Source organism: Candidatus Limousia pullorum (genome assembly GCF_057405065.1).
On the sequence record NZ_CM171614.1, the window covers coordinates 1682156 to 1708730 of the forward strand.

A 26575-nucleotide genomic window follows, 5' to 3' on the forward strand; every position below is an offset into this window, starting at 1 on the left:
GAATTTGGAGAACAGCAAAGGTCTTTTAAAAAGTATCCGTGGCGATATAGGCAATTCTCAGGCGGCTGATGTTCCAACAGATGAGGAGCTTGAGCTTATAAACGGATACACAAGAAAAAGATTTTCTAAGGAAGAGGTATATGTATTTACGGTTGTCCTTTGCGACAACGATGTGGACAGGGATTTTCAGAGATTCCCTGTGGAAACGCTGACCGCCCTTGAAAAAATGTTTGTGGGAAAAAGCGGTATTTTTGACCACAATCCCAGTACAAACAACCAGACTGCACGAATTATTTCATGCAGTACAAAGAGTGTTGACGGTGTTGTGACTGCCACAGGCGACCAGTATTTTCGCCTTGAGGCGAGGGCTTATATTCCCAGAGGAAGGCAGTTTGACGATGTTATTTATGCAATAGAAAGCGGAATAAAAAAGGAAGTCAGTGTTGGATGCAGCGTAGCTTTTGAAAAATGCTCCATATGCGGTGAAAATATGGGAAGCTGCGGACATAAAAGGGGAAATGTATACGGCGGCAAACTCTGTTACGGTGAGCTTATCGACCCCATAGACGCTTATGAATGGAGTTTCGTTGCGGTTCCCGCCCAGAGAGAAGCAGGAGTTATCAAAAGCTATCCGGGCGGTATGGAAAGGAGTATTTCAATGGAGGGAATATTGAAAAGCATAGGCGCAGGGGAAAGCCTCAGTCTTGACCCCATGCAGACCGAAAAGCTTTGTGGATATATAGAAAAGCTTAAAAAGGCGGCGGCTGACGGAGCGGTTTACAGAAACGAGCTTAAAGCCGCAGTTAAAAAGTATTCGGCGATTATTCAGCCGGATATCAGTGAAAACACAATGGAAAAAATCATGAATTCTCTCACCGTTAAGGAGCTTTCCGAGCTGAAGGCTTCCTATGAGAAAAAGGCGGCAGGGGTTATAGGAAAATGCAGACCTCAGCTTGCTTCAGTCAAAAGCGGAAAAGAGAAGAACAGCAATAAAGAATTTAAAATCTGATTTGGAGGTATATAGATGGAGAATGTTAGTTTTAACGGATACAACGAGAATGTTATAACATTGCCTGCGGCAGACGGAGTGGTAAAGGGAAGTATTGTAAAAGTTTCTGAAAATTACAAGGTTTCCAACTGTGCTGACGGCAATCAGTTTTTGGGCGTTGTTGTGAATATAAGAGGCGGCTATGCTGCGGTTCAGACAAAGGGCTACTTTAAGCTTAAAAAGGCAGGTTCAATCGGCCTTGGATTTCAGGAGCTTGCCGCTTCTTCCTCAACTGTTATTAAAGCACTTGGGGGCGGAGTTCAATGTCAGGTAATTGCCGTTGACAGCACATACGTTGAGTTTATTATATGATTTAAAAGGAGAGATTTATAATAATGGAAATGTACGAAAAGATTAAACCGGAAAAGGGTATGTATTCCTACAGAAATAAGAGTTTTTCCGATATTTTGGAGGCTTTGGACCCTTCCGAAAATTATATAGGAACAGAGCTTGAGGGTCTTGACGCTTTTTCAAGACAGCTCAAGAGATTTGACATCAAGGTAAGCGGAAAGTCTTCCGACAGAATAGAAAAGTTTTTCCAGACCTCCGACAGCGCCGCTTTGTTCCCTGAATACATAAGCAGAGCGGTTCATACAGGTATGGAAAGCGTGAACATCATAAATCAGATGGTTGCGGTTGTCACAAATATCGACGGACTTGACTACAGAAGCATCGCTTCCATTCCTTATGAGGATGAGAAAAAGCTGAAGAGAGTAAACGAGGGCGCATTTATTCCTCAGACAACCGTAAAGACACAGGATCACCTGGTTCCTCTTTATAAAAGAGGAAGAATGTTGGTTTCTTCCTACGAGGCTATCAGATATCAGCGCCTTGACCTTTTCTCTGTCACTTTAAGACAGATTGGTGCGGCTATTGCTCTTTCTCAGGCAGAGGACGCTATAAACACTATCATTAACGGCGACGGCAATTCAAATCCCTGCCCAAGCAACGATTCTGCTGATTCTGAAAACATCACTTATGACGACCTCATAAACCTTTGGACAAATCTTTCACCTTACGAGCTTAACACCATGATTGCTTCAACAGAGGCAATTAAGATGGTATTTAAAATTGACGAGATGAAGGACGCTTCCGCAGGTCTTACATTCCACGGAACAGGCAAGATGATGACTCCTTTCGGTGCAACACTTATCCATGTTCCGACATTTGAGGGCAACAAGCTTATCGGTATGGACAAGAACTGCGCTTTGGAAATGGTTGTTTCCGGCGGTGTGCAGACTGAGTACGACAAGCTTATCGACAGACAGCTTGAAAGAGCCGCTATCACCTGCACAGCAGGCTTTGCAAAAATCTTTACCGACGCTGCAAGAGTTATCAGCATAGCCTGACGGGAGGCTTTTTATGAGCTTGAAAAATGTCACGGACAGATTTTTAATGCTTTCAGGCTTAGGAGAAAGTGATTTGAAGAGATGGACGCCCCTTTGCCGTGATTCTTTGGAATACATTGAAAGCAGACTGAAAAACAAAGATAATTCAAATGAAAATGTCTGTAGAATAAGCTCTGCCGCCGCCGCTTTGGCTTATTATTCTTACTGCCTTACCACAGGTACTTCCGGCAATCCTAAAAGATTTAAAGCCGGGGATATCGAAATAGAACAGGATTATACCCAGCTTACAGAGTCTGCAAAATCTTTGTGGCTATGTGAAAAGGAGAAAATTTCCGACCTGCTGAAAGAGGAGGGCTTTTATTTCGGGAGGATAATCACATGAGCTTGGCAGAAAGAATACGCCGCTCTATTTCCCTTTACGGTGATGACATTGTTGTCACCGTAAAGGGTGAAGCCAAAAGCGGCAAGGCTTTTATTGAACCCTTGAGATACAAAAACAGAATGTACATAGGCGGCAAAAGAATAGAGCCGGGATTTTACGACGGCGGTTACTATCTTTATATAGGTCAGTACGATATTCCTCTTGATGATATTCAGAACACTGTGATTTCAAGGGGAGAGGAAAAGTTTTATATAAAGCGTTCCGAGATGTACAAATCAGGAAATGAAAATCTTTATGTGTGGGCAATAGTTGTTGTAAACACCGAAAAGGAGGATGCTGAGTATGACCAGTATTGACCAATGGATTGACAGCGCTGTACAGGCTTTGAAGAACAGCGGGAAATTCAATGACATGGTTTTTCTTAAGGAATATCAGACAAGACCTTTTGAAGTTCCCATAAAAAATTTCCTTGTTGTGGTAACGCTGGACAGCATGAAGAAAAACGGTGTAAACAGCCTGAATTACGGATATGGTAACAGAAAAGACAGCTCGTCTGCCGGATTTATTGTGTATGCTCCCTGTTCTGCAAGCGGTTATACACTTACACAAAGAGCGCTGGAGCTTTTTAATGAAATTTCTGCATTAGGCGACGATGATGAGGACATTCCGCAGATATATTTAGAGCCTATAAAATTTGATGAAAAAGCCGACACCCTGTGCAGGGAAATAACGGTTACATTTATTAAATATTCGGAAAATTCATCTTCCGGAGGCGGCGAGGGAGACGACTATTTTGAACTGTTGATAAACGATACAAAGATAGAAAATCTTGTGGATGTGGAGTACACCGACAAAAGGGATTATTTTAATGCTGAAAGTTATCTTACAGATATTCCATCAAGGAAAGTTCCTTTAAACGGAAGTCATACAATAAATGTGAGAAAGAGGGCGTCTTATGCGGACAGCCTTTTTTATGAACCGGAGTTTTTCGCAAAGCTTTTGCTGGACGGCAGTACAAAGTGTTTTGAAAAATGTATTGTGACGGTTATTAAGACACATTTGGTTGACGGTTATTTGGTGACTGATATTGAATTTACCGGTGATATTGCCGAAAGCGGGGACGGTGAAGATGATGGACAATGAAAATATTTTTGATTTATCTCAGGGAGAAAAAAGTGTTCAGGAAATCAGCTTTTTTATGGAAAGAGAAAGTCTGAGATACACAAGAGAATTTACCGAAGAGGAAGAGGTGAAGCTTTTATGACTTTAACATCAATGAGTTTTGACGGGTATACATGGGAATTTAATTCTAAATATCTTACTTTTAGTCATAATACAAATACAAATATTTCCTATTATCCTTACGGAGGCTCAACTCTTCAGAATTTCGGGAAGCAAAACTGTGTAATAACAGGAAGCGGCTGCTTTGTGGGGGAAAACTGTACTGATATGTATAATAAACTCAAAGATAAATTCAACAGCGGTAAAATCGGTGTTTTGACACTTCCGGGTTTTCCGCCCATAAATGCTTTTTTTAGCAGGCTTGTTTTAAAGGGAGAGCCTAAGCCTGATGTTCTGGATTATGAATTTGAATTTATTGAGGTTCAGGACGAATACTTGGAAATTGCATCTCTGTATGAGTCGGGTAAATCCGGTGGGAAAAATATACGCAAGGTTATTCCAAACGGGGAAACTCTTTGGGATTTGTCATACAAATACGGTATAAATGTGGACAAGCTGGTATCTTTGAATCCTCAGATAAGGCGCCCTGATATTCCAATAGAGGAAGGTCAGGTGAGGCTCAGTTGAAAATAGTGCTTACCGATATAAACGGACAGGAAAAGACTATCAGAAAATTTAAAAAGCTTGTCCTAAAAGAGGAAGAGGGAGTACCCGCTCATACACTGCTGGTAAGATTTGACCCGGAGGGAGAACCCCTATCAGAGATTGCTTTTATGAGATTTGAAGATGAAGGGAAAATTGTTTTCGACGGAATAGTTGACACCATTACAGAATTTTATTCTGAGGGGAATTACTATTTTGAGGTGTTCGGAAGAAATAGAGTGTCGTTGCTTTTGGACAATGAGGTAATGCCTGCGGTTTACAGCAATCCAACCTCGGAACAGATAAAAGAAATATTTTTAAAGCCCTATGGTTTCAGCGATTATGTGGGCGGTACATCTTCTTACAACGGGATTTTTAATGTGGCTAAGGGCAAGTCGCCTTGGGACATTATCGAAAGCTTTTGCAAAACCTGTTATGAAACCATTCCCTATTGCAGTCCTGACAATGTTATCTATTTTACCGGCTTGCCGTCAGGCGAGAAAATAACATTCGGAAAAGGTTTTGATATAGATTTTTCGGAGTACAGGTTCGACATACAAAGACACAAGATTATATCTTCGGTAAAAATAAAGCGAAGCGAAGCGGAGGATTATTCAACTGAAATTTTTTCTCAGGAGGCTGATAAAAGGCTTATACAAAGACAGAGGTATTTAAACGCATCAAACACACAGTTTACACCTGTTTTCTGCGCAGAAAAAATGCTTTTAAACGGAATTAACAACAGCAGAAATATATCTTTAAAGTGTTCCGGTTTGCTTTCCGATTGTCTTGGAGCTGAAGCTTCCGTCAGTGTTTTTGGAAGGGTTATTGATAATTTGAAAATTTACGGATTACAGATAAATGTCAGTGAAAACCAGATAAATACCGTGGTGGAATTAAGGGGGAACAGCAGTTATGTGGATACTTGACAGAATTGTAAAGAACAAAAGCTCAACAGAGGCAAAAAGCGGAGAAATAACAAATGCTGACGGTAAAAACATCAGCGCCGCAGGAACCGAAGAGTATTCAAGTCTGCCTATGATTTCACCCTATGGGATTGTAAGCTTCCCTCCCAAAGGTGAAAAGACTGTTGTATTATCCTATGACTTCGGAAAGGTGTGCCTTGGTGTTTTGTCCTATCCTCAGGATTTAGAGGAAGGGGAAATCCTTTTGTGCTCCCGTGGAGGTGCTCAGATAAAGCTTTGCAACGACGGCAAGGTGCTTATTAACGGCAAGGAGGTTTGATATGGATATAAAAATTCTTGACGGCGACAATGTATTGAGAGGCGACAGGTTTGAAAGTGTTTGCGGATTTGACGAAACCGCTCAGCAGGCTTTAATTGCCATAACAGGGAAAAAAGAATGTTTTATTTATGACAGGGAGCTTGGAAGTATTTTACAGGAATATATAAAAAGCGGTGAGAAAGTGACTTTAAAACAGGCGGACAGTATTGTAAGGTCTGCGGTTTCACGTCTTGAAAATGTTTCGGCAAAGGTAAAGAGTTTGGAAGAAAAAGATGGAAAATATGAAATAACGGTGATAATAACGGAAAATGACAGCGGCACACAGGAGGAAAGGGTGATTGTTATATGAGTGAAGAATACAGCAAAGTGCTGGAGAGAATGAGAAACGAGTATTACCGACAGACAGGAATGTTTCCCGATGAAAATTCTGATATTCAGATAAAAATGAAAATTCTTGCCGGTGAGCTTCACGCTTTGGGCGTAAATATTGACTGGCTGAAAAGACAGCTTAACTCTGAAACTGCGGACGGGGAATATCTTAATTATCACGGTTCAAAGCTTGGCCTTACACGAAAACCGCCTGCAAAAGCATCGGGTACAGTTAGGTTCTATACCGGGGGAGAGCTTTTCTCGGATTATGTAATCAAAGCCGGAACTCTCGTTTCTACATCCGGTAAAAATCCGGTAAGATTTGAAACAACTGAAGCGGTTATTTTAAGTGCGGGAGCAGATTATGCTGACGCAAAAGTGAGAGCAGTAGAGGGAGGAAGCTCAGGAAACGTGAATACAGGAGAAGTTAGTGTTATGGTTTCTCTTTTACAGCCTGTTTCAAAGGTTACAAACCTTTCTAAGTTTACAGGGGGAACAGATGAAGAAAGCGACGAGGATTTCAGAAGCAGAATTGTTGCGGCTCAAAGCTTTCCGGCAACGGGTACAAACGCCGCATATTATGAAAAGCTTGCTTTGTCTGTAACCGGAGTGGGAGCCGCTTATGTATCTCCCAAAAGACGTGGAAAGGGCACAGTTGATATTTTTATACTTCCCAATGGTGCAGTTGAAGAAAGTCAGGTTTTGGAAAATCTTGAGGCTCTTGTGCTTCAGGAAAGAGAGCTGGGCGTTGATGTTGATGTGTTAAAGGCTACATCTGTACAGGGAAGCGTGACAGTTACGATTTATCCCGATGAGGGTTATACTTTCGATACTGTAAAAACAAACTGCTCTGAGGCTGTACAGAGAAAGGTAAGCAACTTGACAATCGGAGAGGATTTAAAGCTTTCGGATATAGGCGACGCTTTGTACCATGCTCAGGGAGTTTATGACTATAAATTTGACAGTTCCTCATCCAATATCACTGCCGGAGAAAACAGAATAATTACGGGAGTTACCCTTACCATGAAAGAAGGTGTATAAGTGGCGTATTTACCCTTTGAATATCTAAAGGAGAAACTGCTTTCCACCGGACTTTATGAGGATAAGGAGGATTCGGCGGCTCTTTTGGAGCTTAGGTGTTATGCCGCAGGTTTTCAGGCTTTGGGCGATGAGATTGAAAATGTTTTGCAGGAGAGTTTTGCTCAGACGGCGGAGTCTGCTGGTCTTGATTATATTGAAAATAAGTATGATTTGGGATTTATTTCGGATAATCAGGAGGAAAGAAAAAGGGGAATAATTGCGGCTTCAAAAATTGCAGCCGGTTCCTTTACCCAGAGAAGCATAGAAACGTTTTTAAGCGAAACGGTTGGTGAGTTTGAAATGGACGCTTCTTATGCAAATTCTACAGTCGGCATAACAATAAAGAACAGGGGATTGTCCTCCTATTTTATCGAATGGATAAAGAGAATACTTCCTAAGATTATTACGGCTGAGTTGGAGCTTTCCATAACAATAGACGGTTTATCTTGGACAAAGATAGATGAAAAAAATCTCACCTGGCTTGAAATGGACAACAAAAACTATACCTGGGCAGATATTGAAATAATGTAAAGATGAAAGGATGATATACTTGGGTTCAACCAATAAAACGGAGTATCTCGGACTTAGCGGCTGGGTACACTCCGATACTCCTAAGATGATAGATTTTGCCACAGATAACGAAATAGTGGACAGCGTCTTGGGAGAACACATAAACGACAGAAAAATACATTTGTCGGAAGAGGACAGGGCACTTTTGGGCGGAAGTATCACTTCAATCCTTATGGCGGGAAACGGAAGCACTTCAAGAACCGTTACCCTTTCAAGTGCCCCTAAAATGGTTCAGATATTTTTGAAAAATGCTCCTCCTGCTTCCTGGAACTCAAAGAAAAGCTGTATGGTAGTTAACAGCGCTTTCGTGCTTCAAAAAGGTGTGTCCACAGGAGGCGCTTCACTTACCGACAAAAGTCTTGTGCTTACAAACAGCTCAGCTCCGTCAAACGGGATTATGTACAATCTCAACGAGGAGTACGGCCAGTATGTTATAATATGCTATAGTTAAAATACAGACACGGTTTTTAATGTGGCTTAATTTCGGTTTCCGTTTTTAGTCCCGCTTTTTCTTTAAAAGGAATTGGCGGGACTGTTTTGTTATTTAATGATTAGGCTCAAAAAATATAGTAATAATAATGAAAGATACACAGTTGTTTTTCTGTTATAAAATGTTGCTTTTTATCTGTTTTATTAGCAAAAAACAGATAGATTTGTAGAAATGTGCCTTGACTTTTACCGATAAAAATAGTATTATATAATCGACATGGGACTTAGCAGATTGTAGCGTCTTCCATGCAAATATTCTTTGACCACCATTTATTGGTTAAGGCCATGCGGACAGCCGGGTCAACTGCCGAGCGGCAACTTTGGTTGCCTTATTGATTGAGTTAAAAACTTAAAATTTTATAAGTTGGTTACTTTATAACCTGTGCGTTTATCGCATACTAACTTGTGAAACGGTCAATAAGAGTAGTAAAAGTGAGAAGTTTGCTATATAGACTCTGAATCTGTTTTTTCCGAAAATATAGACTTGTTCTTTTAGGGATAGTGTCCTTAGAAATATAAGCGGGGAAGCAGTGCGCAAGTAATGTGATAACACACATTGCCTGCGTTTTTTATTTGCAGAATACTGACTTATGTTAAATGTTCTCGACCTTTGAAAACTTTTAAGATAAGTCAGTAATGAAGTCAGGAGGGAATAAGATGGGCCAGAAACTGAAACTTTACGGGTTCAATAATCTGACAAAATCTCTTAGTTTTAATATTTATGATGTATGTTACGCAAAGACCGCAAGGGAACAGCGTGACTATATCGCTTATATAGATGAACAGTACAACTCGGAAAGACTTACTAAAATCCTTACAAATCTTACCGATATGATTGGCGCTACGGTTTTGAATGTGTCAAGTCAGGATTATGAGCCTCAGGGTGCGTCAGTTACCATTCTTATTGCCGAGGGTTCAATGATTCCGGTGCGTGGCGAAACACAGGTTGCTCATCTTGACAAGAGCCATGTAACCGTTCATACCTATCCTGAATATCATCCCGAAACCTGTCTTGCCACTTTCAGAGTGGATATAGACGTTGCAACCTGCGGAGAAATTACACCTCTTTCAACTCTTGACTATCTTATAGGCTCTTTTGACTCTGATATTATCACAATGGATTACAGAGTGAGAGGCTTTACCAGAGATGTAAACGGCAAAAAAGTTTTTGAGGACGGTAAGGTAATTTCAATTCAGGACTACATTGCTGAGGAAACCTTGAGAAAATATGACGCTGTGGATATAAACGTATATGAAGCAAACCTTTTCCACACAAAAATGATGCTCAAGGATATAAACCTTCAAAACTATCTTTTTAATACAGATGTTTACGAGCTGCCGCCGAGGGTAAGACTTGAAATAATGGACAGCATAAGACGTGAAATGATTGAAATCTACAGCGGCAGAAACATTTATTGATATATCATACAAGACCGGAGAGTGATAAAATGAGAAAGCTTTCACAAGAAAGGGCGCCTATCTATGAAGCCTTGGAAAGGTTTAAGAAAATGAGGGTAGTTCCTTTTGATGTTCCTGGTCATAAAAGAGGCCGTGGAAACCCTGAGCTTACTGCGCTTTTGGGTGAAAACTGCGTGCAGATGGATGTAAATTCCATGAAGCCTTTGGACAATCTCTGCCACCCGATTTCCGTTATCAGAGATGCGGAAGTTTTGGCGGCGGAGGCTTTTCATGCTGCTCATGCATTTTTAATGGTGGGCGGAACAACCTCTGCTGTGCAGAGCATGATTTTGTCCGTAGTAAAAAGAGGCGAAAAGATTATACTCCCACGAAACGTACACAGAAGCGTTATGGGAGCTCTTGTTTTGTGCGGGGCAATTCCGATTTACGTAAACCCCGCCTGTGATGAAAAATTGGGAATACCATTGGGAATGAGTGTTTCCGATGTAAAAAAAGCTATTGAAAAGCATCCGGACGCAAAGGCTGTGCTTGTTAACAATCCGACCTATTACGGAATATGTTCAGACCTTCGCTCAATTGTAAAGCTTGCCCATGAGCACAATATGCTTTGTCTTGCAGACGAAGCCCACGGAACACATTTTTATTTCGGAGAAAATCTTCCGGTTTCCGCAATGGACGCAGGTGCGGATATGGCTGCGGTTTCAATGCATAAGTCAGGGGGAAGTCTTACCCAAAGTTCCTTGCTTTTGGCAGGACCTGCAATGACCGAGGGACACATAAGACAGATAATAAACCTTACACAGACCACCAGCGGTTCTTATCTTCTTCTTTCAAGCCTTGATATTTCAAGAAGAAACCTTGCCTTGAGAGGAAAGGAGTCCTTTGCAAGGGTTGTTGACCTTGCAGAATATGCAAGAGCAGAGATAAACGCTATCGGCGGTTATTACGCATATTCAAAGGAGCTTATAAACGGCGACAGCATATTTGATTTTGACGTTACAAAGCTTTCTGTCAATACTTTAAATATCGGTTTGGCAGGAATTGAAGTGTACGACCTTCTTCGTGACGAATACGATATACAGATTGAGTTCGGCGACTTGGGAAATATACTTGCATACATCTCTATCGGCGACAGAATAAGAGAAATTGAAAGGCTTGTAAGCGCACTTTACGAAGTGAGAAGAAGATTTTCAAAATCAAAATCAGACCTTATGAGCCATGAATACATTGACCCTCAGGTGGCGGTTTCTCCTCAGGATGCATTTTATGCAGACAAGGAGTCATTGCCCATACGTGAAACAGAGGGAAGAGTTTGCAGTGAATTTGTAATGTGCTATCCTCCGGGAATACCGATTCTTGCTCCGGGCGAAAGGATAACCAAAGAAATTCTCGATTATATAGAGTATGCCAAGGAAAAGGGCTGCTCGATGACAGGGCCGGAAAATCCCGATATTGAAAGGCTCAATGTTTTGAAAGGAGTTTAATATGGATTTTTGGTTTTCGGAAAAACATACTCCAAATGTTAAAATATCTATAAGAATTGACCGTCAGCTTTACAGCGGAAAAAGCGAATTTCAGAGAATTGATGTTTTTGATTCTCCGGAGTTCGGAAGATTTCTAACCCTGGACGGATATATGATGCTTACCGAAAAGGACGAGTTTATCTATCACGAGATGATAACCCATGTTCCTATGGCTGTTCATCCAAATGTAAAGAAAGTTCTTGTAATCGGTGCAGGCGACGGCGGCGTTATAAGAGAGCTGACAAAGTACCATGATATTGAACAGATTGATATGGTTGAGATTGATCCTCTGGTTGTTGAGGTCTGCAAAAAATATCTGCCTCAGACTGCCTGCCGTTTTGACGACGAAAGACTTAATATCTATTATGAGGACGGTCTGCGTTTTGTGCGTTTCCATGAAAACGAATACGATTTGATAATCGTTGACTCAACCGACCCGTTCGGACCCGGCGAGGGACTTTTCACAAGGGAGTTTTACGGCAACTGCTACAATGCCCTTAAAGAGGACGGAATAATGGTAAACCAGCACGAAAGTCCTTTTTATGACGAGGACGCAAACGCCTGCCAGAGAGCACACAAGAGAATTGTTGAATCTTTCCCGATAAGCCGTGTTTATCAGGCACATATCCCAACATATCCGTCGGGACACTGGCTTTTCGGATTTGCCTCTAAAAAATATCATCCTTTAAAGGATTTAAATGAGGTAAGATGGAACATGCGTGGACTTTCCTGCAACTACTATACAACAACACTTCACAAGGGAGCATTTTATCTCCCTGCATATGTAGAGGAGCTGCTTCAAGATGTTGAATAAAAATATAGAAACCTTCATGGCCTGTGACGCAGAGTATGAGGACGCAAAAACCGTGCTTTTCGGCGCACCTTTTGACTCCACAACCTCTTACCGTCCCGGCACAAGATTCGGAAGCCGCACTATAAGACAGGAGTCTTTCGGTGTGGAAACCTACAGTCCTTATCAGGATAAAGACATGACCGACTACAGCTTTTTTGATAGCGGAGATTTGGAACTTTGCTTCGGAAGCTCGGAAAAAGCCCTTGAGGACATTGAAGAGAGAACAAAGACAATCCTTGGGGACGGAAAAAGACCATTTATGATGGGCGGCGAACACCTGGTAACTTTGGGCGCAGTGAGAGCTGTCGCTAAAAAATATCCGGACCTGCACATAATCCACTTTGACGCTCATGCTGACCTGAGAGAGGAATATCTGGGCGCACAGCTTTCCCATGCGGCAGTTCTTAAAAGATGCTGGGAGCTTGTGGGCGACGATAGAATTTTTCAGTTTGGAATAAGGTCAGGGGACAGAGAGGAATTTCTCTGGGGCAAAGACCATGTTTTTACAAATAAATTTAATTTTAACGGTTTGAAAGAAACTGTAGAGAGCTTAAAGGGAAAGCCTGTTTATTTTACACTTGACCTTGATGTTCTCGACCCAAGCGTTTTCCCTGGAACCGGAACACCGGAACCGGGCGGAGTTACTTTCAATGAACTTAGGGACGCAGTTGAACTGGTTTGCTCAAGCCTCAACATTGTGGGCTGTGACGTAAACGAGTTAAGTCCGCCATATGACCCCAGCGGTATATCAGCTGCTGCGGCATGTAAAATAGTAAGAGAGATGCTATTGGCTCTTGAACAATAACAGGAATTTTTAATATCGGGAGGAATTTAAAATGGGTAAAGCTCTAATTATCGGCTGCGGCGGCGTTGCTTCCGTAGCAATTCACAAGTGCTGTCAGAACAGTGAAGTTTTTGAGGAAATCTGCATTGCCAGCAGAACAAAATCCAAATGCGACGCCCTTAAGAACGAGCTTGAGGGAAAAACAAAGACAAAAATCTCCACTGCACAGGTTGACGCAAACAGCGTTGAACAGCTTGTAAATCTTATCAATGATTTCAAACCTGACGTGGTTTTGAACCTTGCCCTTCCTTATCAGGACCTTACAATAATGGATGCTTGTCTTGCAACAAAGACACACTATATAGATACAGCAAACTATGAGCCTGAGGACACTGCAAAGTTTGAGTACAAATGGCAGTGGGCTTACAGAGAGAAATTCAAAGAAGCAGGAATTACAGCTCTGTTGGGCAGTGGTTTTGACCCGGGCGTTACAGGCGTATTCTCAGCTTATGCTTTGAAGCACGAGTTTGACGAAATCAACTACATTGATATTCTGGACTGCAACGGCGGCGACCACGGCTATCCTTTCGCTACAAACTTCAATCCGGAAATCAACATCCGTGAGGTTTCTGCTAAAGGTTCCTACTGGGAGGACGGCCATTGGGTTGAAACAGAGCCAATGGAAATTAAAAGAGAATACAACTTTGACGGCGTAGGCATGAAAGATATGTATCTGCTCCACCACGAGGAGATAGAGTCCTTGGCTCTCAATATTCCGGGAATTAAGAGAATCCGTTTCTTCATGACTTTCGGTCAGAGCTATCTTACACACCTCAAGTGTCTTGAAAATGTAGGCATGACTTCAATCGAGCCTATCATGTACGAGGGCAAGGAGATTGTTCCGCTTCAGTTCCTGAAAGCAGTTCTTCCTGACCCTGCATCCCTGGGCCCAAGAACAGTTGGAAAGACAAATATCGGCTGTATCTTCCAGGGTAAAAAGGACGGCAAGGATAAGACATATTACCTTTACAACATCTGCGACCATCAGGAGTGCTACAAAGAGGTTGGCTCTCAGGCTATCTCCTACACAACAGGCGTTCCTGCAATGATAGGCGCAATGCTTGTTATGAACGGCACATGGCAGAAGCCGGGCGTTTACAATATTGAGGAGTTCGATCCGGATCCATTTATGGACGCTCTCAACAAGTGGGGTCTTCCTTGGATTGAATCCCACAATCCGGTGCTGGTTGACTGATGGAAAAGTATATAGTACCAGGTTTACCAACCCCGTATTTTGTGGTTGATGAAAGCTTACTGATAAAAAATTTGGAGATACTCAAATCTGTATGCGACAGGGCAGGCTGTAAAATTTTGCTTGCCCAGAAAGCTTTCTCCATGTACAGAACCTATCCGCTGATAAGCCAATATCTTTACGGAACCACAGCCAGCGGACTGCACGAGGCAAGGCTTGGAAAAGAGGAGTTTCCCGGAGAAACCCATGTTTTCTCACCTGCATACAGGGAAGACGAGTTTGAAGAGCTTTTGACCTATGCCGACCACTTTGTTTTTAACTCTCCACGTCAGGTGGAAAAGTTCGGTATCAGAGCAAAAAAAGCAGGAAAGCAGATAGGACTTAGAATAAATCCCCAGTGTTCCACTCAGGAGGGACACGAGATTTACGACCCCTGCGCCGACGGTTCAAGACTTGGAACAACCCTTGCAAATTTTGACCCGAAGCAGATTGAAATACTTGACGGACTTCATTTCCATACATTATGCGAGCAGAACTCAGATGATCTTGAAACAACGGTTATAGAGTTTGAAAAGAAGTTCGGAAAATATCTCCATTCCATGAAATGGTTAAATCTTGGGGGAGGACATCACATCACCCGCAAGGATTACGATATAGAGAAGCTTATAAATATAGTTAAAGGCTTAAAGGAAAAGTACAATGTTGAGGTTTACCTTGAGCCGGGAGAAGCGGTTGTTTTAAACGCCGGTTTCCTTGTGACATCTATAATGGAAACCTTTAACAATGTTATTGACGTTGCCATTGTGGACACCTCTGCGGCATGTCATATGCCCGATGTAATAGAGATGCCATACCGTCCGCCACTTTACAACAGCGGTGAAAGCGGCGAGAAAAAATACACCTATCGTCTTGGAGGACCTACATGTCTTGCCGGCGATGTAATAGGTGACTATTCCTTTGACGAGCCTTTAAAAGAGGGCGACAAGCTTATTTTTGAGGATATGGCTCTTTACACAATGGTAAAGACAAACACCTTTAACGGAATGAAGCTGCCCTCAATAGTCTACAGAAAAAAAGACGGAAGCTTCGAGCTTGTAAGAAGTTTCACCTACGAAGATTTCAAATCCCGCCTATAGTTTTTAGCTCCGACCTGCAAATGTTTCATCTAATCTTTATGTTCTGCACAGGTCGGGCGAGACCTTTTCCTAGATCTTTGGAATGGTTCGCACTCGGTTGGGTTTCATTTTTGATCTTATAATTTACAGCTATGGTTATTTAGTTAGCCATAGCTGTTTCTTTATTTTTCTATTATATAACAATAATCCGCCCCTACGTTGTATTTTAATGTTTATTAAACAACAGAACACAACAAAGATTACAGCTTATATAATGAAAAAACTTTAATGAGAGCGAGCAATTCCAAAGAATAAGGAGAACGCCTCGTCCGCCTTGAAACGAACTTTACTTCCAAGCTAAAGCTTTGCAAGGCGGAAATAAAATAAACAGGTCGGATATAAAAGAAACTGTACTGGTTAAAAAGATTAAAACTGTATATTTAATTGTGACAGATTTTTTGATAGAATAGCAGCAGATTGAAAACGAGGTGTTTTATGATGAAAAGAATAGTTACAATTCAGGATATTTCATGCTTGGGAAAATGCTCTTTGACTGTTGCTCTGCCTATAATCTCTGCAATGGGCGTTGAGGCGGCTATAATCCCTACAGCGGTGCTTTCAACTCACACTATGTTTAAGGGATTTACCTGTAAAGACCTTGACGACCAGATTGTTCCTATTACTGACCACTGGAAAGAGCAGGGAATAAAATTCGACGGAATTTATACAGGTTATTTGGCTTCCGAGGCACAGATTCAGACAGTTATGTCTGTAATTGAAAAGCTTAAGGACAATACTGTTGTTGTAGTTGATCCGGCTATGGCTGATAACGGTAAGCTTTATCCTGCTTTTGACGAAGCTTTTCCAAAGGAAATGGCAAAGCTCTGCGGTGTTGCCGATATAATTCTTCCAAATATAACCGAAGCTTGCTTTATGACAGGTACAGAGTATAAGGAAAAATACGATGAGAACTATGTTTTTGAACTTGTTAAGAAGCTCGCCGCTTTGGGATGTAAGAAGATTATCCTGAAAGGCGTGGTTATGCACGGCAATTACGGTGTTTTGGTTTATGACTGTGAGGCAAACACATATAAAACCTATTTCCATGAGAGAATTCCGGTGGGATATCACGGAACAGGAGATATTTTCTCATCTGCTTTTGTGGGCGCACTTATGGGCGGAAAAAGCCTTGAGGACAGCGTAAAAATCGCAGCTGATTATGTTGTTGAGTGTATCAGAATAACAGCCGAGAGAGAAGGCTCTAACTGGTACGGCGTTGATTTTGAAACAGCAATTCCTTTCCTTGTAGATAGAATGAGAAAGTAATTTTTATAAAAAGATAAGCTCAGAGGTTTAAAGCCCCTGAGCTTTTGTGTTTTCAGCAGTTTATTGTTCTGTCAAGTTCCTTTTTAAGTCGTCCTATGATTTTCTTTTCAAGCCTTGATATGTAGCTTTGGGAAATTCCCAGCATGTCTGCTACTTCCTTTTGTGTGTGCTCCTTTTGATTGTTTATGCCGAAACGAAGTTCCATTATTGTTTTTTCTCTGCCGGGAAGATTTTTAATCGCTGCTAAAAGCAGATTTTGTTCAAGCTCCTGTTCGATGTTTCTGTTGATAACATCGCTGTCACTGCCCAAAACATCGCAGAGCAAAAGCTCGTTTCCGTCCCAGTCAGTATTTAAAGGTTCGTCAATGGAGATTTCGTTTTTTCTGTGTGAGGTTTTTCTCAAAAACATCAAAATTTCATTTTCAATACAGCGTGAGGCATAGGTGGCAAGCTTTATATTTTTTCCGGGTGAAAAGGTGTTCACGGCTTTTATAAGACCGATTGTGCCGATTGATACCAAGTCCTCAACGCAGATACCGGAATTTTCAAATTTCTTTGCAATGTAAACCACAAGACGGAGATTGTGCACAATAAGGGGTTCTCTGGCTGATTCGTCGCCGGCTTCAATCCTTTCCATGATTTTCGCTTCCTCTGTTTTAGAAAGGGGAGGCGGCAGAGTTTCGCTTCCGTTGATATAAAAAACCTGGCTTTCCGAGCCGGTAAGCCTGTGGAATGTGTTCAGAATTTTTGAAAAGTATCTTCTAAAGGTATGAAGTATTTTGTTTTTCACTTTTGCAAAATATAACTTTACCAGTTCCATAATTAAAATCCTCTCATTCTACAATATCGTGATTTAAAAGTGCCATTGCGCTGTCTTTGTCTTTTATTTTTCCCTCGGAAATGGCTATGTAGATTTCCTTTTCTGATTTTTTTCCGTCTATGTAAACTTCATCGGCTTTGAAAGCTTTCAAAAAGCCCTCGCCGGAAAGAGTTTCAAAGGGTATTACACGAAATGCGTGACTGTTTTCTTCGATTTGACCGTTGTTTGTGTCGCCGCCTATAAAAGCCGAAGCGGTTTGCTTTTTCTGAAAAACCTCAGCGTCGGCGATTATAACGGGACTGCCGGAAAAAGGCTCGTAAAGGGAACAGCCTGTGTCGGTTTTTCCGAAGAACTCCCAGAAGCAGCCGGACTTTTTAACCTTTATTTTGTGGATGATATCGTTTTCAGTTTTGTGTTTTGTGACGATTTGAATAAATCTGAAAACAAAATAACAAATCAGAGTAAGAAAAATAAATACCACCGGCGACATGTTTATGTAAATCCAGTCGTTGTTGACAACCGAGATTTTATTTATTGAAATTCCCGAAATCAGCAAAATTATGCCGCAGAAGCCGATATTTGTGAGAAGAAAGACGGCTATCTGACGGATAAAGCACCGTTTGCCGCTGTAACCGAAAGAAATTAAAACAGTCGCCACGGAGCATAAAACTTTCAGTAAGAAGCTGATTACAGGGGAGAGAGGCGGTAAAAAAATTAAAAGGGAGAATAAAGAGGTTATTCCTGCGCAGATAATAAGTCTGGAGTTTTTTGTATTAAGGCTTAGGAATTTTTTGACACAAAGCAGTATAAAATAATTTACGAAAAAATTTACACAGATTAAAACGTCAACGTAAATGGTTATCATGCTATTACCTCGTATATTGAATCGGAAAACACCGTGTTTAAATTATTGCATAAAGAAAAGAAAATATATGTCTTAATAGGGCAGTATATATTTCAGTAAATTTGAAAAATAAGAATGTATTATGTATAAAATGGTTAAAAATGTTTATAGAATTAAAAATTTTTATTGATTTTTTATAAGTTTGCATTGACTTATGAATATTAAAAATGTAAAATAGATTTGTACACATGCTTAAAAGGTAATAAGTACATTATAATTTTGATATGGCGGTGATAATACTTTGAAACAGACAATCGATAAGCTTAGAGATGCTGAGTCAAGAGCTGTTAAGGCAGAGCAGGAGGCAAAGCAGAAAGCAAAAAGCATTGTAAGCGAAGCGCAGACAAAAAGCGCAAAAATGCTTAAAGATGCACAGCAGCAGTACAAACAAACTTCCGACGGCAAGATTGAGCTTGTCAAAAAGGAATGTGAAAAGGAACTTGCTGAAATTAAGAAAAAAAGTGACAGCGACAGCGCAAAGCTGATTGCACAGGCTGAAAAGAACTATGAAAAGGTTTTTGAAGCTGTTAAAAATGTAATCGCCTAACCTCTTTTTCTTAAATCATTAAAAATTTATGCAACGGAGGTGCGTAAATTGGCAATACTTCAAATGCAGCGGATAATGATTTATTCGCTGAAAAAGAACAGGAAAACCATCCTTGAAACCTTGCAAAGAAGAGGGGTACTGGAGGTATGTGACCTGGATATCCATGACAGTGTTTTCTTTAAGGAAGATACGGACAGTCAGCAGTCTGCATATTTGAAAAATTCTTCCGTGGCAGCTCAGGCGCTGTCAATATTGGAAGAATATGTGCCAACTGAAAAATCTGTTTTTTCCTCCATTGAGGGCAGAAAACCCCTGTCTAAAGAGTACTATTACATGTACGTTGATGAAGTGAACGAGATAATGCGTGTTGTCTACGAGGTTTTGGGGGCAAGTAAAAAGATTGCCGATGCCAAAGCCGAAATTGTAAAGCAGGAGTCAATTATTGAGTCCCTTGTTCCGTGGAAAAATCTTGATATTCCCCTTAATTTTAAGGGAACAAAAAAGACAGCGGCGTTTGTGGGAACATTTCCTGCTGAAAGAAGCTATGAAGAGATTTGCACAGCATTAAAGCTTCACTTAGATGAAAATGTTGATTTCAAAATTGAAATTATTTCATCATCGCCTCAGCTTACTTGCCTTGTAGCTATGTGTCATACTGATTTCAGAGAGCAGTTTTACAATGCTCTGAGAAAAGAGGGATTTTCAAATCCCGTGGTTGAAACACACCTTGTTCCTCAGGAAAAAGCAAAGAGAGCGGAAATGAAAATAAAGGAAGCCAATGATATAATTGAGAAAAATATAAAATACATCAAAAGCTTCCGTGGTATGAAAGACTCTTTTGCCTTTGTTGAGGACTATTTTGTTTTAAGAGCTGAAAAATATCAGGTTATAAAAAATTTGGCCAATACAAAACATGCTTTTGTACTTTGCGGCTATGTGCCAAAGTGTGACGCAGGGAAGCTTGCGGCTACCTTGTCAACAAAATACGACGCTTATGTTGAGCTTGAGGATGTCTGCGACGACGACACACCTATTAAGCTTAAAAACAATAAGTTCAGCGAGCCTGTGGAAAGTGTGTTGAAAACCTACAGTATGCCTAAGCATACAGAGGTTGACCCAACTTCCATAATGGCGATTTTTTATTATGTTTTCTTTGGAATGATGTTCTCTGATGCCGGATACGGTCTTGTAATGACCTTAGGCTGCGGCTGGGCTCTTCATCATTTCAAAAATATGGAAGAAGGCTTCAAAAAGTCGGTAAAGATGTTCTTTTACTGCGGTATCTCCACAATGTTCTGGGGAGTAATGTTCGGAAGCTTCTTCGGAGATGCGGTAAGCGTTATATGTCAGACATTTCTCCATATGGACGCTTCACAGGTTCCGCAGATACCGGGAATCACCACGGCTTTGTGGTTTAATCCGGTTGTAGACCCAATGCAGATGTTAATGTTTTCTTTCCTGCTTGGTATTATTCACCTGTTTACAGGACTTGGAATCCAAGCCTATATGCATATACGTGACGGACATTTCATATATGCAGTTTATGATGTGTTCAGCTGGTATTTGCTGGTAGGCGGCGGAATTTTGGCTTTGCTTTCTCTTGATATGATGAAAGATATGGCAGGCTTTGTACTTCCTCCGGTGTTCTTGACTATCGGCGGAATTTGCGCAGCAATAGGAGCCGTAATAATTCTTTTGTTTGCCGGAAGAGAGAGCAGAAATCCTTTAAAGAGATTTTTAAAGGGCGCCTACGGACTTTACGGCGTTACAAGCTATTTAAGCGATATTCTTTCCTACAGCCGTCTGTTGGCTTTGGGACTTGCCACCGGCGTTATTGCTCAGGTTTTCAACCAGATAGGCAGTATGCTTGGCGACAGTATTATCGCTATGATACTTTTTGCGGTAATATTTGTTGTAGGACACGGCTTGAATATCGGTATAAATGCGCTGGGCGCATATGTTCATACAAACAGATTGCAGTTTGTTGAATTTTTCGGAAAGTTTTATGAGGGCGGCGGCAAGGAGTTTATGCCCTTCAAAATCAATACTAAACATTACAATATTAAGGAGGAAATTTAATCATGATGGATTTAGGTTTATTTTTTGCAGTATTGGGAGCAGCTTTTGCAACATTTTTCGCAGGAATCGGTTCAGCTATCGGCGTTGGTAAAGCCGGTATCGCAGCAGCAGGAGTTTTGACAGAAGACCCTTCAAAGTTCGGTAAAGTTCTTATTTTCCAGCTTCTTCCGGCTACACAGGGTATTTACGGATTGCTCGTTGCTTTCCTTATCCTTTCAAACGTAGGTATTTTGGGCGAGCCAAAGGACATCACATTGCTTCAGGGACTTCTCTATTTTGCATCCTCACTGCCAATCGCATTTGCAGGACTTGTTTCCGCAATTCACCAGGGCAAGTGCTCCGTTGCAGGTATAGGCACAGTTGCAAAGAAGCCTGACCAGATGGGTAAAGCTATTATCCTCCCTGCAATGGTTGAAACATATGCAATTCTTGCTCTCCTTATCTCCATTCTTTCCGTATTCGGTGTTGCAAACGTAAACATGTAATAAACAGATAAATAATTTTGTTTGCACCTGCAAATTAAGTAATGGAGAATGGATATGAATGGATTAGATAAAATTATCAAAAAAATAGAGTCAGACAGCCAGGAAGCCTGCAGAACTATGATTTCCGAGGCTGAGCTGAAAGCAAAAGAAATTCTGTCCGCAGGTGAGAAAAACTGTGAGGAGATAAAGAAAAGAGAGGAAATCCGCTGTGAAACAGCCTGCGCAGACGTAAGAGCAAGAGCTAAATCAGCGGCTGAACTGGAAATAAGAAAGGGAAAGCTTTTGGCAAGACAGACCGTTATTTCCGATATGCTTGAAAAGAGCAAAAACTCTCTTAAAAATCTTAATAAAGAGGAATATTTCAGCCTGATTTTAAAGATGGTTGAAAAATATTCCGAGAAACAGGACGGCGTCATTGTTTTTTCAAAGAAAGACACGGACAGAATGGATAAAAACTTTATATCCAAAATCAACAAGGTATCCGCAGGCAAATTGACCTTGGGAGAGCCTGACAGAAAAATCGACAGCGGTTTTGTGTTGATTTACGGTGATATAGAGATAAACTGTACCTTTGATACAATTTTTACAGTAGAAAAAGAAAAACTTACCGATGTGGTTTCGGCAGTTTTGTTTGATAAATAAGGAGGGCTGTGCCGATGGCAACAGATTACACATATGCGGTTGCCCGTATACGTTCCAAGGAGCTTTCGCTTCTTTCCGGACACGATATCGACAGCTTGCTTTCCCTTCCGGATTATAAAAGTTGTCTGAGAGCATTGTCCGACAAGGGCTGGAATTTTCCCGACAACTCCGATATTTCCCATATGCTTTCAATTCAGACAGAGGAATTATGGGAGCTTATGGACGAGCTTGTTAAGGACGACAATTCATTTGATATATTCAGAATAAGAAACGATTACCACAACCTGAAAGTTGCGGTGAAAGCTGTAACAAGAAGCGTTTCTCCCGAAAGTATGCTTTTGAAACATTCCGTCTATTCGCCTCAGCAGATTGTAGGAGCTTTGGAAAACAGGGATTATTCCCAGCTTCCGGATATATTGCAGGAGCCTGCGAAAGAGGCTATGGCTTCACTGCTTCAGACAGCGGATGGTCAGCTTTGCGATATTATAATAGACCGTGCAGCCCTTGAGCATATATACAGACTTGGAATGGAAAGCGATAACGACTTTATCCGCTGGTATGCTCAGCTTACAGTGGGATGCGCAGATATAAAAACCGCCGTGAGAAGCGCAAAGACCTCAAAAAGCGGCGAGTTTATCAAAAAAGCTCTCTGTCATTGTGACTGCCTTAATGTGGACGCTTTGGCGGCGGCTGCGGTAAAGGGAATAGACGAAATTTGCGATTGTCTAACAGGCACAATGTTTACATCAGCAGTGCCTTATCTTAAAATAAGTGTTTCAGCCTTTGAAAAGTGGGCTGATAACTATCTTAATTCCCTTATGCAGGAGCAGAAGTGGGACCCGTTTACAATAGGACCTCTTGCGGCATACATTTTGGGAAAAGAAAAGGAAATCACCGCAGTAAGACTTATTCTTTCGGGAAAGCTCAACGGACTTTCAGACTCCGTAATAAAAGAAAGACTGAGGGATATGTATGTATAGAATAGCTGTAATAGGCGATAAGGACAGCGTTTACGGATTTGCTGCCCTTGGGCTTGACGTTGTTTATGTGGGAGAAAACGACGACCCCCACAAGGCTTTTAAAAAGCTCTGCGAAAGCGGCTATGGTATTATTTACATCACCGAAGCTTTGGCGGAGATTTTGGACGAAGAGATACAAAAGACAAATGATAACCCGATACCCGCAGTTATACTTATTCCGGGAATAAGCGGAAATACGGGCAAGGGAATTGCAAATGTCAAAAAAGCCGTTGAAAAGGCTGTGGGCAGCGACATTATTTTCAACGATTGATTTAATTTTAACCCAGTGAAGGGATTGATATAATTTGAGTATAGGAACTATCAAAAAAGTTGCCGGCCCTTTGGTTATCGCCGAAGGCATGAGAGATGCCAACATGTTCGACGTTGTAAGGGTTTCAAAGCATAGACTTATAGGTGAAATCATCGAAATGCACGGGGATAAAGCCTCTATTCAGGTTTATGAAGAAACCTCCGGACTTGGTCCGGGAGAGCCGGTAGAGTCAACCGGAGCACCTCTTTCAGTTGAATTGGGCCCGGGACTTATAAGAAGCATTTACGACGGAATTCAAAGACCTCTTGACGATATTATGAAGCTCAGCGGAAACAATCTCCAGAGAGGTGTTGAGGTTCCTTCCCTTAAAAGAGATATAAAGTGGAAGTTTACTCCATGTGTTAAAGCGGGAACAAAGGTAACAGGCGGCGACGTAATAGGAACCGTTCAGGAAACCGATATAGTTCTCCATAAAATTATGGTGCCATGCAAGCTTAAAGGCACAATTAAATCTATAAAAGAGGGCGAGTTTACAGTAACTGAAACAATCGCAGTTCTTGAAAAAGAGGACGGAACCACTCAGGACCTCACCCTTATGCAGAAATGGCCTGTTCGTGTGGGCAGACCCTATAAGAAAAAATTGTCACCTGATATGCCTCTTATCACAGGACAGAGAGTTATCGACACATTGTTCCCAATAGCAAAGGGCGGTGTTGCGGCAGTTCCGGGACCTTTCGGTTCAGGTAAAACAGTTGTTCAGCATCAGCTTGCAAAATGGGCAGAAGCCGACATCGTTGTTTACATCGGCTGCGGAGAGCGTGGCAACGAGATGACAGACGTTCTTAACGAATTCCCTGAGCTTATCGACCCGAAAACAGGCAAAACACTTATGGAGAGAACAGTGCTTATTGCCAACACCTCCGACATGCCTGTTGCCGCCCGTGAAGCTTCAATTTATACAGGTATCACAATAGCAGAGTATTTCAGAGATATGGGTTATTCAGTAGCTTTGATGGGCGACTCCACATCACGTTGGGCAGAGGCTCTCCGTGAAATGTCAGGACGTCTTGAGGAAATGCCCGGTGAAGAGGGATATCCTGCATACCTGGGTTCAAGACTTGCACAGTTCTATGAGCGTGCAGGCCGTGTAATTACCTTGGGTTCTGATGATACAGAGGGCGCCCTTTCCGTTATCGGAGCGGTTTCACCTCCTGGCGGTGATATTTCCGAGCCTGTTTCTCAGGCAACCTTGAGAATTGTTAAAGTGTTCTGGGGACTTGACGCTTCACTTGCATATAAAAGACACTTCCCGGCTGTAAACTGGCTTACAAGCTACTCATTGTATGTTGATACAATGGCAAACTGGTACAAGGAAAACGTAGCTTCCGACTGGATGGACTGCCGTGGAAGAATTATGCACCTGCTTCAGGAAGAGGCTGAACTTGAGGAAATCGTAAAGCTTGTTGGTATGGACGCACTTTCAGCTCCCGACAGATTGAAGCTTGAAGCCGCACGTTCAATAAGAGAGGACTTCCTCCACCAGAACGCATTCCACGAAACAGACACCTACACATCTCTTGACAAACAGTACAAGATGATGCACCTTGTTTTGGCATACTTTGATTTGTCAACTATGGCTCTTAAAAACGGCGCAGATATTGAAAAGCTTGTTTCTCTGCCGGTGAGAGAGCGTGTAGGAAGATTTAAGTATGTTCAAAACGAGAACGCAGAAAAAGAATATGAAGACATCATGCTCAATCTTGAGAAGAGTATAAATAATTTGACAACAAAGGGGGATAATGAAGATGCCTAAGGAGTACAGAACCATAGAAGAAGTTGCAGGCCCCCTTATGCTTGTAAAAAATGTTGAAAACGTAAACTATAACGACTTGGGTGAAATCGAGCTTGCCGCCGGCGAAGTAAGACGCTGTAAGGTTTTGGAGATAAACGGCACAGACGCTTTGGTACAGCTTTTTGACTCATCCGCAGGTATCAACCTTTCAAATTCAAAGGTTAGATTTTTGGGAAGAAGCATGGAGCTGGGCGTATCAGTTGACATGCTGTCCCGTGTTTTCGACGGTATGGGACGTCCTATAGACGGCGGCCCTGAGATTTTGCCGGATAAGAGAATGGACATCAACGGTTTGCCTATGAACCCGGCGGCAAGAAACTATCCTCAGGAATTTATTCAGACAGGTGTTTCCGCTATCGACGGATTGAATACACTGGTTAGAGGACAGAAGCTTCCTATTTTCTCCGCTTCCGGTTTGCCTCACGCAAACCTTGCCGCACAGATTGCAAGACAGGCTAAGGTTAGAGGAACAACAGAGCCTTTCGCCGTTGTTTTCGCCGCAATGGGTATCACCTTTGAAGAGTCCAACTTCTTTATAGAGAGCTTTAAGGAAACAGGAGCTATCGACAGAACCGTTATGTTTGTAAACCTTGCAAACGACCCGGCTATCGAGCGTATCTCAACACCTCGTATGGCTCTTACCGCCGCAGAGTATTTGGCTTTTGATGCAGGTATGCATGTTCTTGTTATTATGACCGACATCACAAACTACGCCGACGCTCTCCGTGAGGTTTCCGCCGCAAGAAAGGAAGTTCCGGGACGCCGTGGTTATCCGGGTTACATGTACACAGACCTTGCAACACTCTATGAGCGTGCAGGAAGACAAAAGGGCAAGAACGGTTCAATCACATTGATTCCGATTTTGACTATGCCTGAGGACGATAAGACTCACCCGATTCCTGACCTTACCGGATATATCACAGAGGGTCAGATTATCCTCAGCCGTGACCTTTACAGAAAAAATATTGCTCCTCCTATAGATGTTCTTCCGTCACTTTCCCGTCTTAAGGATAAGGGTATAGGCAAGGGCAAAACAAGAGAGGACCACTCCAACACAATGAACCAGCTCTTTGCCGCATATGCCCGTGGTAAGGACGCAAAGGAACTTATGGTTATTTTGGGCGAGGCGGCTCTCACCGATATTGATAAGCTCTATGCAAAATTTGCAGACGAGTTTGAAAAACAGTATGTATCACAGGGCTACAATACCAACAGAAGTATTGAGGAAACCCTGGACTTGGGCTGGAAGCTTCTCTCAATTCTTCCGAGAAGCGAGCTGAAACGTATCGACGACAAGTATCTTGATATGTACTATGGCAAGTAAGGGG

General features: G+C 41.8%; 31 protein-coding genes. 29 read left to right on the top strand and 2 right to left on the bottom strand.

Annotated features, from left to right (window positions below; translation table 11 throughout):
* Positions 1-4 precede the first annotated feature (4 nt).
* From CGICJO_RS07660 to CGICJO_RS07760, 21 genes are all read left to right on the top strand, one after another.
* Positions 5-1009, top strand: coding sequence for a hypothetical protein (locus CGICJO_RS07660; protein ID WP_486498432.1), 1005 nt, complete (start codon positions 5-7; stop codon positions 1007-1009).
* A 15-nt stretch (positions 1010-1024) separates the two neighbouring features.
* Positions 1025-1360 carry a hypothetical protein gene (locus CGICJO_RS07665; RefSeq protein ID WP_087376185.1) on the top strand — a complete coding sequence of 112 codons (336 nt, stop codon included), beginning with the start codon at positions 1025-1027 and terminating at the stop codon, positions 1358-1360.
* A gap of 23 nt (positions 1361-1383) precedes the next feature.
* A complete protein-coding gene (locus CGICJO_RS07670) occupies positions 1384-2397 on the top strand; it encodes a phage major capsid protein (protein WP_486498433.1) in 1014 nt (337 codons plus the stop codon).
* 13 nt (positions 2398-2410) lie between these two features.
* Positions 2411-2779 carry a hypothetical protein gene (locus CGICJO_RS07675; protein WP_087376187.1) on the top strand — a complete coding sequence of 123 codons (369 nt, stop codon included), beginning with the start codon at positions 2411-2413 and terminating at the stop codon, positions 2777-2779.
* Entirely contained in the window at positions 2776-3135 is a 360-nt protein-coding gene (locus tag CGICJO_RS07680) for a hypothetical protein (RefSeq protein ID WP_486498434.1), read from the top strand. The genes CGICJO_RS07675 and CGICJO_RS07680 overlap by 4 nt, the downstream gene beginning before the upstream one ends.
* On the top strand, positions 3122-3922 hold the full coding sequence (locus tag CGICJO_RS07685) for a hypothetical protein (protein ID WP_486498435.1): 801 nt from the start codon (positions 3122-3124) through the stop codon (positions 3920-3922). Before CGICJO_RS07680 ends, CGICJO_RS07685 begins: the two co-directional genes overlap by 14 nt.
* Positions 3909-4043, top strand: coding sequence for a hypothetical protein (locus tag CGICJO_RS07690; protein WP_275532163.1), 135 nt, complete (start codon positions 3909-3911; stop codon positions 4041-4043). Before CGICJO_RS07685 ends, CGICJO_RS07690 begins: the two co-directional genes overlap by 14 nt.
* Entirely contained in the window at positions 4040-4588 is a 549-nt protein-coding gene (locus CGICJO_RS07695) for a LysM peptidoglycan-binding domain-containing protein (protein WP_486498436.1), read from the top strand. The genes CGICJO_RS07690 and CGICJO_RS07695 overlap by 4 nt, the downstream gene beginning before the upstream one ends.
* Positions 4585-5532: a hypothetical protein gene (locus tag CGICJO_RS07700; protein WP_486498437.1), complete on the top strand. Its 948-nt coding sequence runs from the start codon at positions 4585-4587 to the stop codon at positions 5530-5532. The genes CGICJO_RS07695 and CGICJO_RS07700 overlap by 4 nt, the downstream gene beginning before the upstream one ends.
* Positions 5519-5848 carry a hypothetical protein gene (locus CGICJO_RS07705; RefSeq protein ID WP_486498438.1) on the top strand — a complete coding sequence of 110 codons (330 nt, stop codon included), beginning with the start codon at positions 5519-5521 and terminating at the stop codon, positions 5846-5848. The genes CGICJO_RS07700 and CGICJO_RS07705 overlap by 14 nt, the downstream gene beginning before the upstream one ends.
* A 1-nt stretch (position 5849) precedes the next feature.
* Positions 5850-6197 carry a hypothetical protein gene (locus tag CGICJO_RS07710; RefSeq protein WP_486498439.1) on the top strand — a complete coding sequence of 116 codons (348 nt, stop codon included), beginning with the start codon at positions 5850-5852 and terminating at the stop codon, positions 6195-6197.
* Positions 6194-7258 carry a baseplate J/gp47 family protein gene (locus CGICJO_RS07715; RefSeq protein WP_486498440.1) on the top strand — a complete coding sequence of 355 codons (1065 nt, stop codon included), beginning with the start codon at positions 6194-6196 and terminating at the stop codon, positions 7256-7258. Before CGICJO_RS07710 ends, CGICJO_RS07715 begins: the two co-directional genes overlap by 4 nt.
* Complete coding sequence (locus CGICJO_RS07720; protein ID WP_486498441.1) at positions 7259-7828, top strand: hypothetical protein; 570 nt, start codon at positions 7259-7261, stop codon at positions 7826-7828.
* A gap of 10 nt (positions 7829-7838) precedes the next feature.
* A complete protein-coding gene (locus tag CGICJO_RS07725; protein WP_486498442.1) occupies positions 7839-8318 on the top strand; it encodes a hypothetical protein in 480 nt (159 codons plus the stop codon).
* Between the two features lie 695 nt (positions 8319-9013).
* Entirely contained in the window at positions 9014-9775 is a 762-nt protein-coding gene (speD, locus tag CGICJO_RS07730) for an adenosylmethionine decarboxylase (protein ID WP_087376197.1), read from the top strand.
* Between the two features lie 29 nt (positions 9776-9804).
* Entirely contained in the window at positions 9805-11259 is a 1455-nt protein-coding gene (locus tag CGICJO_RS07735; RefSeq protein WP_486498443.1) for an aminotransferase class I/II-fold pyridoxal phosphate-dependent enzyme, read from the top strand.
* 1 nt (position 11260) lies between these two features.
* Positions 11261-12112, top strand: coding sequence for a polyamine aminopropyltransferase (gene speE, locus CGICJO_RS07740; RefSeq protein ID WP_087376199.1), 852 nt, complete (start codon positions 11261-11263; stop codon positions 12110-12112).
* Entirely contained in the window at positions 12102-12956 is an 855-nt protein-coding gene (gene speB / locus CGICJO_RS07745) for an agmatinase (RefSeq protein WP_486498444.1), read from the top strand. Before speE ends, speB begins: the two co-directional genes overlap by 11 nt.
* 31 nt (positions 12957-12987) lie before the next feature.
* Positions 12988-14190, top strand: a complete 1203-nt coding sequence (locus tag CGICJO_RS07750) for a saccharopine dehydrogenase family protein (RefSeq protein ID WP_087376200.1) — start codon at positions 12988-12990, stop codon at positions 14188-14190.
* Positions 14190-15323 (top strand): carboxynorspermidine decarboxylase, encoded by a 1134-nt coding sequence (gene nspC, locus CGICJO_RS07755; RefSeq protein ID WP_486498445.1) that lies wholly within the window; start codon positions 14190-14192, stop codon positions 15321-15323. The genes CGICJO_RS07750 and nspC overlap by 1 nt, the downstream gene beginning before the upstream one ends.
* A gap of 474 nt (positions 15324-15797) precedes the next feature.
* On the top strand, positions 15798-16628 hold the full coding sequence (locus CGICJO_RS07760; protein ID WP_486498446.1) for a pyridoxamine kinase: 831 nt from the start codon (positions 15798-15800) through the stop codon (positions 16626-16628).
* Positions 16629-16680: 52 nt separating this feature from the next.
* Here CGICJO_RS07760 and sigE read toward each other — a convergent pair whose 3' ends face one another.
* Complete coding sequence (gene sigE / locus CGICJO_RS07765; protein WP_486498447.1) at positions 16681-17448, bottom strand: RNA polymerase sporulation sigma factor SigE; 768 nt, start codon at positions 17446-17448, stop codon at positions 16681-16683.
* 13 nt (positions 17449-17461) lie between these two features.
* Positions 17462-18313, bottom strand: coding sequence for a sigma-E processing peptidase SpoIIGA (locus CGICJO_RS07770; RefSeq protein ID WP_486498448.1), 852 nt, complete (start codon positions 18311-18313; stop codon positions 17462-17464).
* A gap of 280 nt (positions 18314-18593) precedes the next feature.
* Here CGICJO_RS07770 and CGICJO_RS07775 point away from each other — a divergent pair, with 280 nt between their 5' ends.
* From CGICJO_RS07775 to CGICJO_RS07810, 8 genes are read left to right on the top strand one after another with little or no spacing between them, the layout of a single operon-like run.
* Entirely contained in the window at positions 18594-18899 is a 306-nt protein-coding gene (locus CGICJO_RS07775; protein ID WP_087376205.1) for a hypothetical protein, read from the top strand.
* Between the two features lie 39 nt (positions 18900-18938).
* The gene (locus tag CGICJO_RS07780; RefSeq protein ID WP_486498449.1) at positions 18939-20978 is read left to right on the top strand and encodes a V-type ATP synthase subunit I; all 2040 of its coding nucleotides are present in this window, start codon (positions 18939-18941) and stop codon (positions 20976-20978) included.
* A 5-nt stretch (positions 20979-20983) separates the two neighbouring features.
* Entirely contained in the window at positions 20984-21463 is a 480-nt protein-coding gene (locus CGICJO_RS07785) for a V-type ATP synthase subunit K (protein WP_442856055.1), read from the top strand.
* 54 nt (positions 21464-21517) lie between these two features.
* The gene (locus CGICJO_RS07790) at positions 21518-22105 is read left to right on the top strand and encodes a V-type ATP synthase subunit E (protein ID WP_486498450.1); all 588 of its coding nucleotides are present in this window, start codon (positions 21518-21520) and stop codon (positions 22103-22105) included.
* 14 nt (positions 22106-22119) lie between these two features.
* Positions 22120-23085 carry a V-type ATPase subunit gene (locus CGICJO_RS07795; protein WP_486498451.1) on the top strand — a complete coding sequence of 322 codons (966 nt, stop codon included), beginning with the start codon at positions 22120-22122 and terminating at the stop codon, positions 23083-23085.
* On the top strand, positions 23078-23395 hold the full coding sequence (locus tag CGICJO_RS07800; RefSeq protein ID WP_087376210.1) for a V-type ATP synthase subunit F: 318 nt from the start codon (positions 23078-23080) through the stop codon (positions 23393-23395). The genes CGICJO_RS07795 and CGICJO_RS07800 overlap by 8 nt, the downstream gene beginning before the upstream one ends.
* A gap of 34 nt (positions 23396-23429) precedes the next feature.
* Positions 23430-25208: a V-type ATP synthase subunit A gene (locus tag CGICJO_RS07805; protein WP_486498452.1), complete on the top strand. Its 1779-nt coding sequence runs from the start codon at positions 23430-23432 to the stop codon at positions 25206-25208.
* On the top strand, positions 25201-26571 hold the full coding sequence (locus CGICJO_RS07810; protein ID WP_486498453.1) for a V-type ATP synthase subunit B: 1371 nt from the start codon (positions 25201-25203) through the stop codon (positions 26569-26571). The genes CGICJO_RS07805 and CGICJO_RS07810 overlap by 8 nt, the downstream gene beginning before the upstream one ends.
* Positions 26572-26575: the final 4 nt, after the last annotated feature.

Bases quoted from the DNA above. Each gene is read 5' to 3' on its own strand.
- CGICJO_RS07665 (WP_087376185.1), top strand. From the start codon at position 1,025: ATGGAGAATGTTAGTTTTAACGGATACAACGAGAATGTTATAACATTG.
- CGICJO_RS07670 (WP_486498433.1), top strand. From the start codon at position 1,384: ATGGAAATGTACGAAAAGATTAAACCGGAAAAGGGTATGTATTCCTAC.
- CGICJO_RS07675 (WP_087376187.1), top strand. From the start codon at position 2,411: ATGAGCTTGAAAAATGTCACGGACAGATTTTTAATGCTTTCAGGCTTA.
- CGICJO_RS07680 (WP_486498434.1), top strand. From the start codon at position 2,776: ATGAGCTTGGCAGAAAGAATACGCCGCTCTATTTCCCTTTACGGTGAT.
- CGICJO_RS07685 (WP_486498435.1), top strand. From the start codon at position 3,122: ATGACCAGTATTGACCAATGGATTGACAGCGCTGTACAGGCTTTGAAG.
- CGICJO_RS07690 (WP_275532163.1), top strand. From the start codon at position 3,909: ATGATGGACAATGAAAATATTTTTGATTTATCTCAGGGAGAAAAAAGT.
- CGICJO_RS07695 (WP_486498436.1), top strand. From the start codon at position 4,040: ATGACTTTAACATCAATGAGTTTTGACGGGTATACATGGGAATTTAAT.
- CGICJO_RS07705 (WP_486498438.1), top strand. From the start codon at position 5,519: ATGTGGATACTTGACAGAATTGTAAAGAACAAAAGCTCAACAGAGGCA.
- CGICJO_RS07710 (WP_486498439.1), top strand. From the start codon at position 5,850: ATGGATATAAAAATTCTTGACGGCGACAATGTATTGAGAGGCGACAGG.
- CGICJO_RS07715 (WP_486498440.1), top strand. From the start codon at position 6,194: ATGAGTGAAGAATACAGCAAAGTGCTGGAGAGAATGAGAAACGAGTAT.
- CGICJO_RS07725 (WP_486498442.1), top strand. From the start codon at position 7,839: ATGATATACTTGGGTTCAACCAATAAAACGGAGTATCTCGGACTTAGC.
- speD (WP_087376197.1), top strand. From the start codon at position 9,014: ATGGGCCAGAAACTGAAACTTTACGGGTTCAATAATCTGACAAAATCT.
- CGICJO_RS07735 (WP_486498443.1), top strand. From the start codon at position 9,805: ATGAGAAAGCTTTCACAAGAAAGGGCGCCTATCTATGAAGCCTTGGAA.
- speE (WP_087376199.1), top strand. From the start codon at position 11,261: ATGGATTTTTGGTTTTCGGAAAAACATACTCCAAATGTTAAAATATCT.
- speB (WP_486498444.1), top strand. From the start codon at position 12,102: ATGTTGAATAAAAATATAGAAACCTTCATGGCCTGTGACGCAGAGTAT.
- CGICJO_RS07750 (WP_087376200.1), top strand. From the start codon at position 12,988: ATGGGTAAAGCTCTAATTATCGGCTGCGGCGGCGTTGCTTCCGTAGCA.
- nspC (WP_486498445.1), top strand. From the start codon at position 14,190: ATGGAAAAGTATATAGTACCAGGTTTACCAACCCCGTATTTTGTGGTT.
- CGICJO_RS07760 (WP_486498446.1), top strand. From the start codon at position 15,798: ATGATGAAAAGAATAGTTACAATTCAGGATATTTCATGCTTGGGAAAA.
- sigE (WP_486498447.1), bottom strand. From the start codon at position 17,448: ATGGAACTGGTAAAGTTATATTTTGCAAAAGTGAAAAACAAAATACTT.
- CGICJO_RS07770 (WP_486498448.1), bottom strand. From the start codon at position 18,313: ATGATAACCATTTACGTTGACGTTTTAATCTGTGTAAATTTTTTCGTA.
- CGICJO_RS07785 (WP_442856055.1), top strand. From the start codon at position 20,984: ATGGATTTAGGTTTATTTTTTGCAGTATTGGGAGCAGCTTTTGCAACA.
- CGICJO_RS07790 (WP_486498450.1), top strand. From the start codon at position 21,518: ATGAATGGATTAGATAAAATTATCAAAAAAATAGAGTCAGACAGCCAG.
- CGICJO_RS07795 (WP_486498451.1), top strand. From the start codon at position 22,120: ATGGCAACAGATTACACATATGCGGTTGCCCGTATACGTTCCAAGGAG.
- CGICJO_RS07800 (WP_087376210.1), top strand. From the start codon at position 23,078: ATGTATAGAATAGCTGTAATAGGCGATAAGGACAGCGTTTACGGATTT.
- CGICJO_RS07810 (WP_486498453.1), top strand. From the start codon at position 25,201: ATGCCTAAGGAGTACAGAACCATAGAAGAAGTTGCAGGCCCCCTTATG.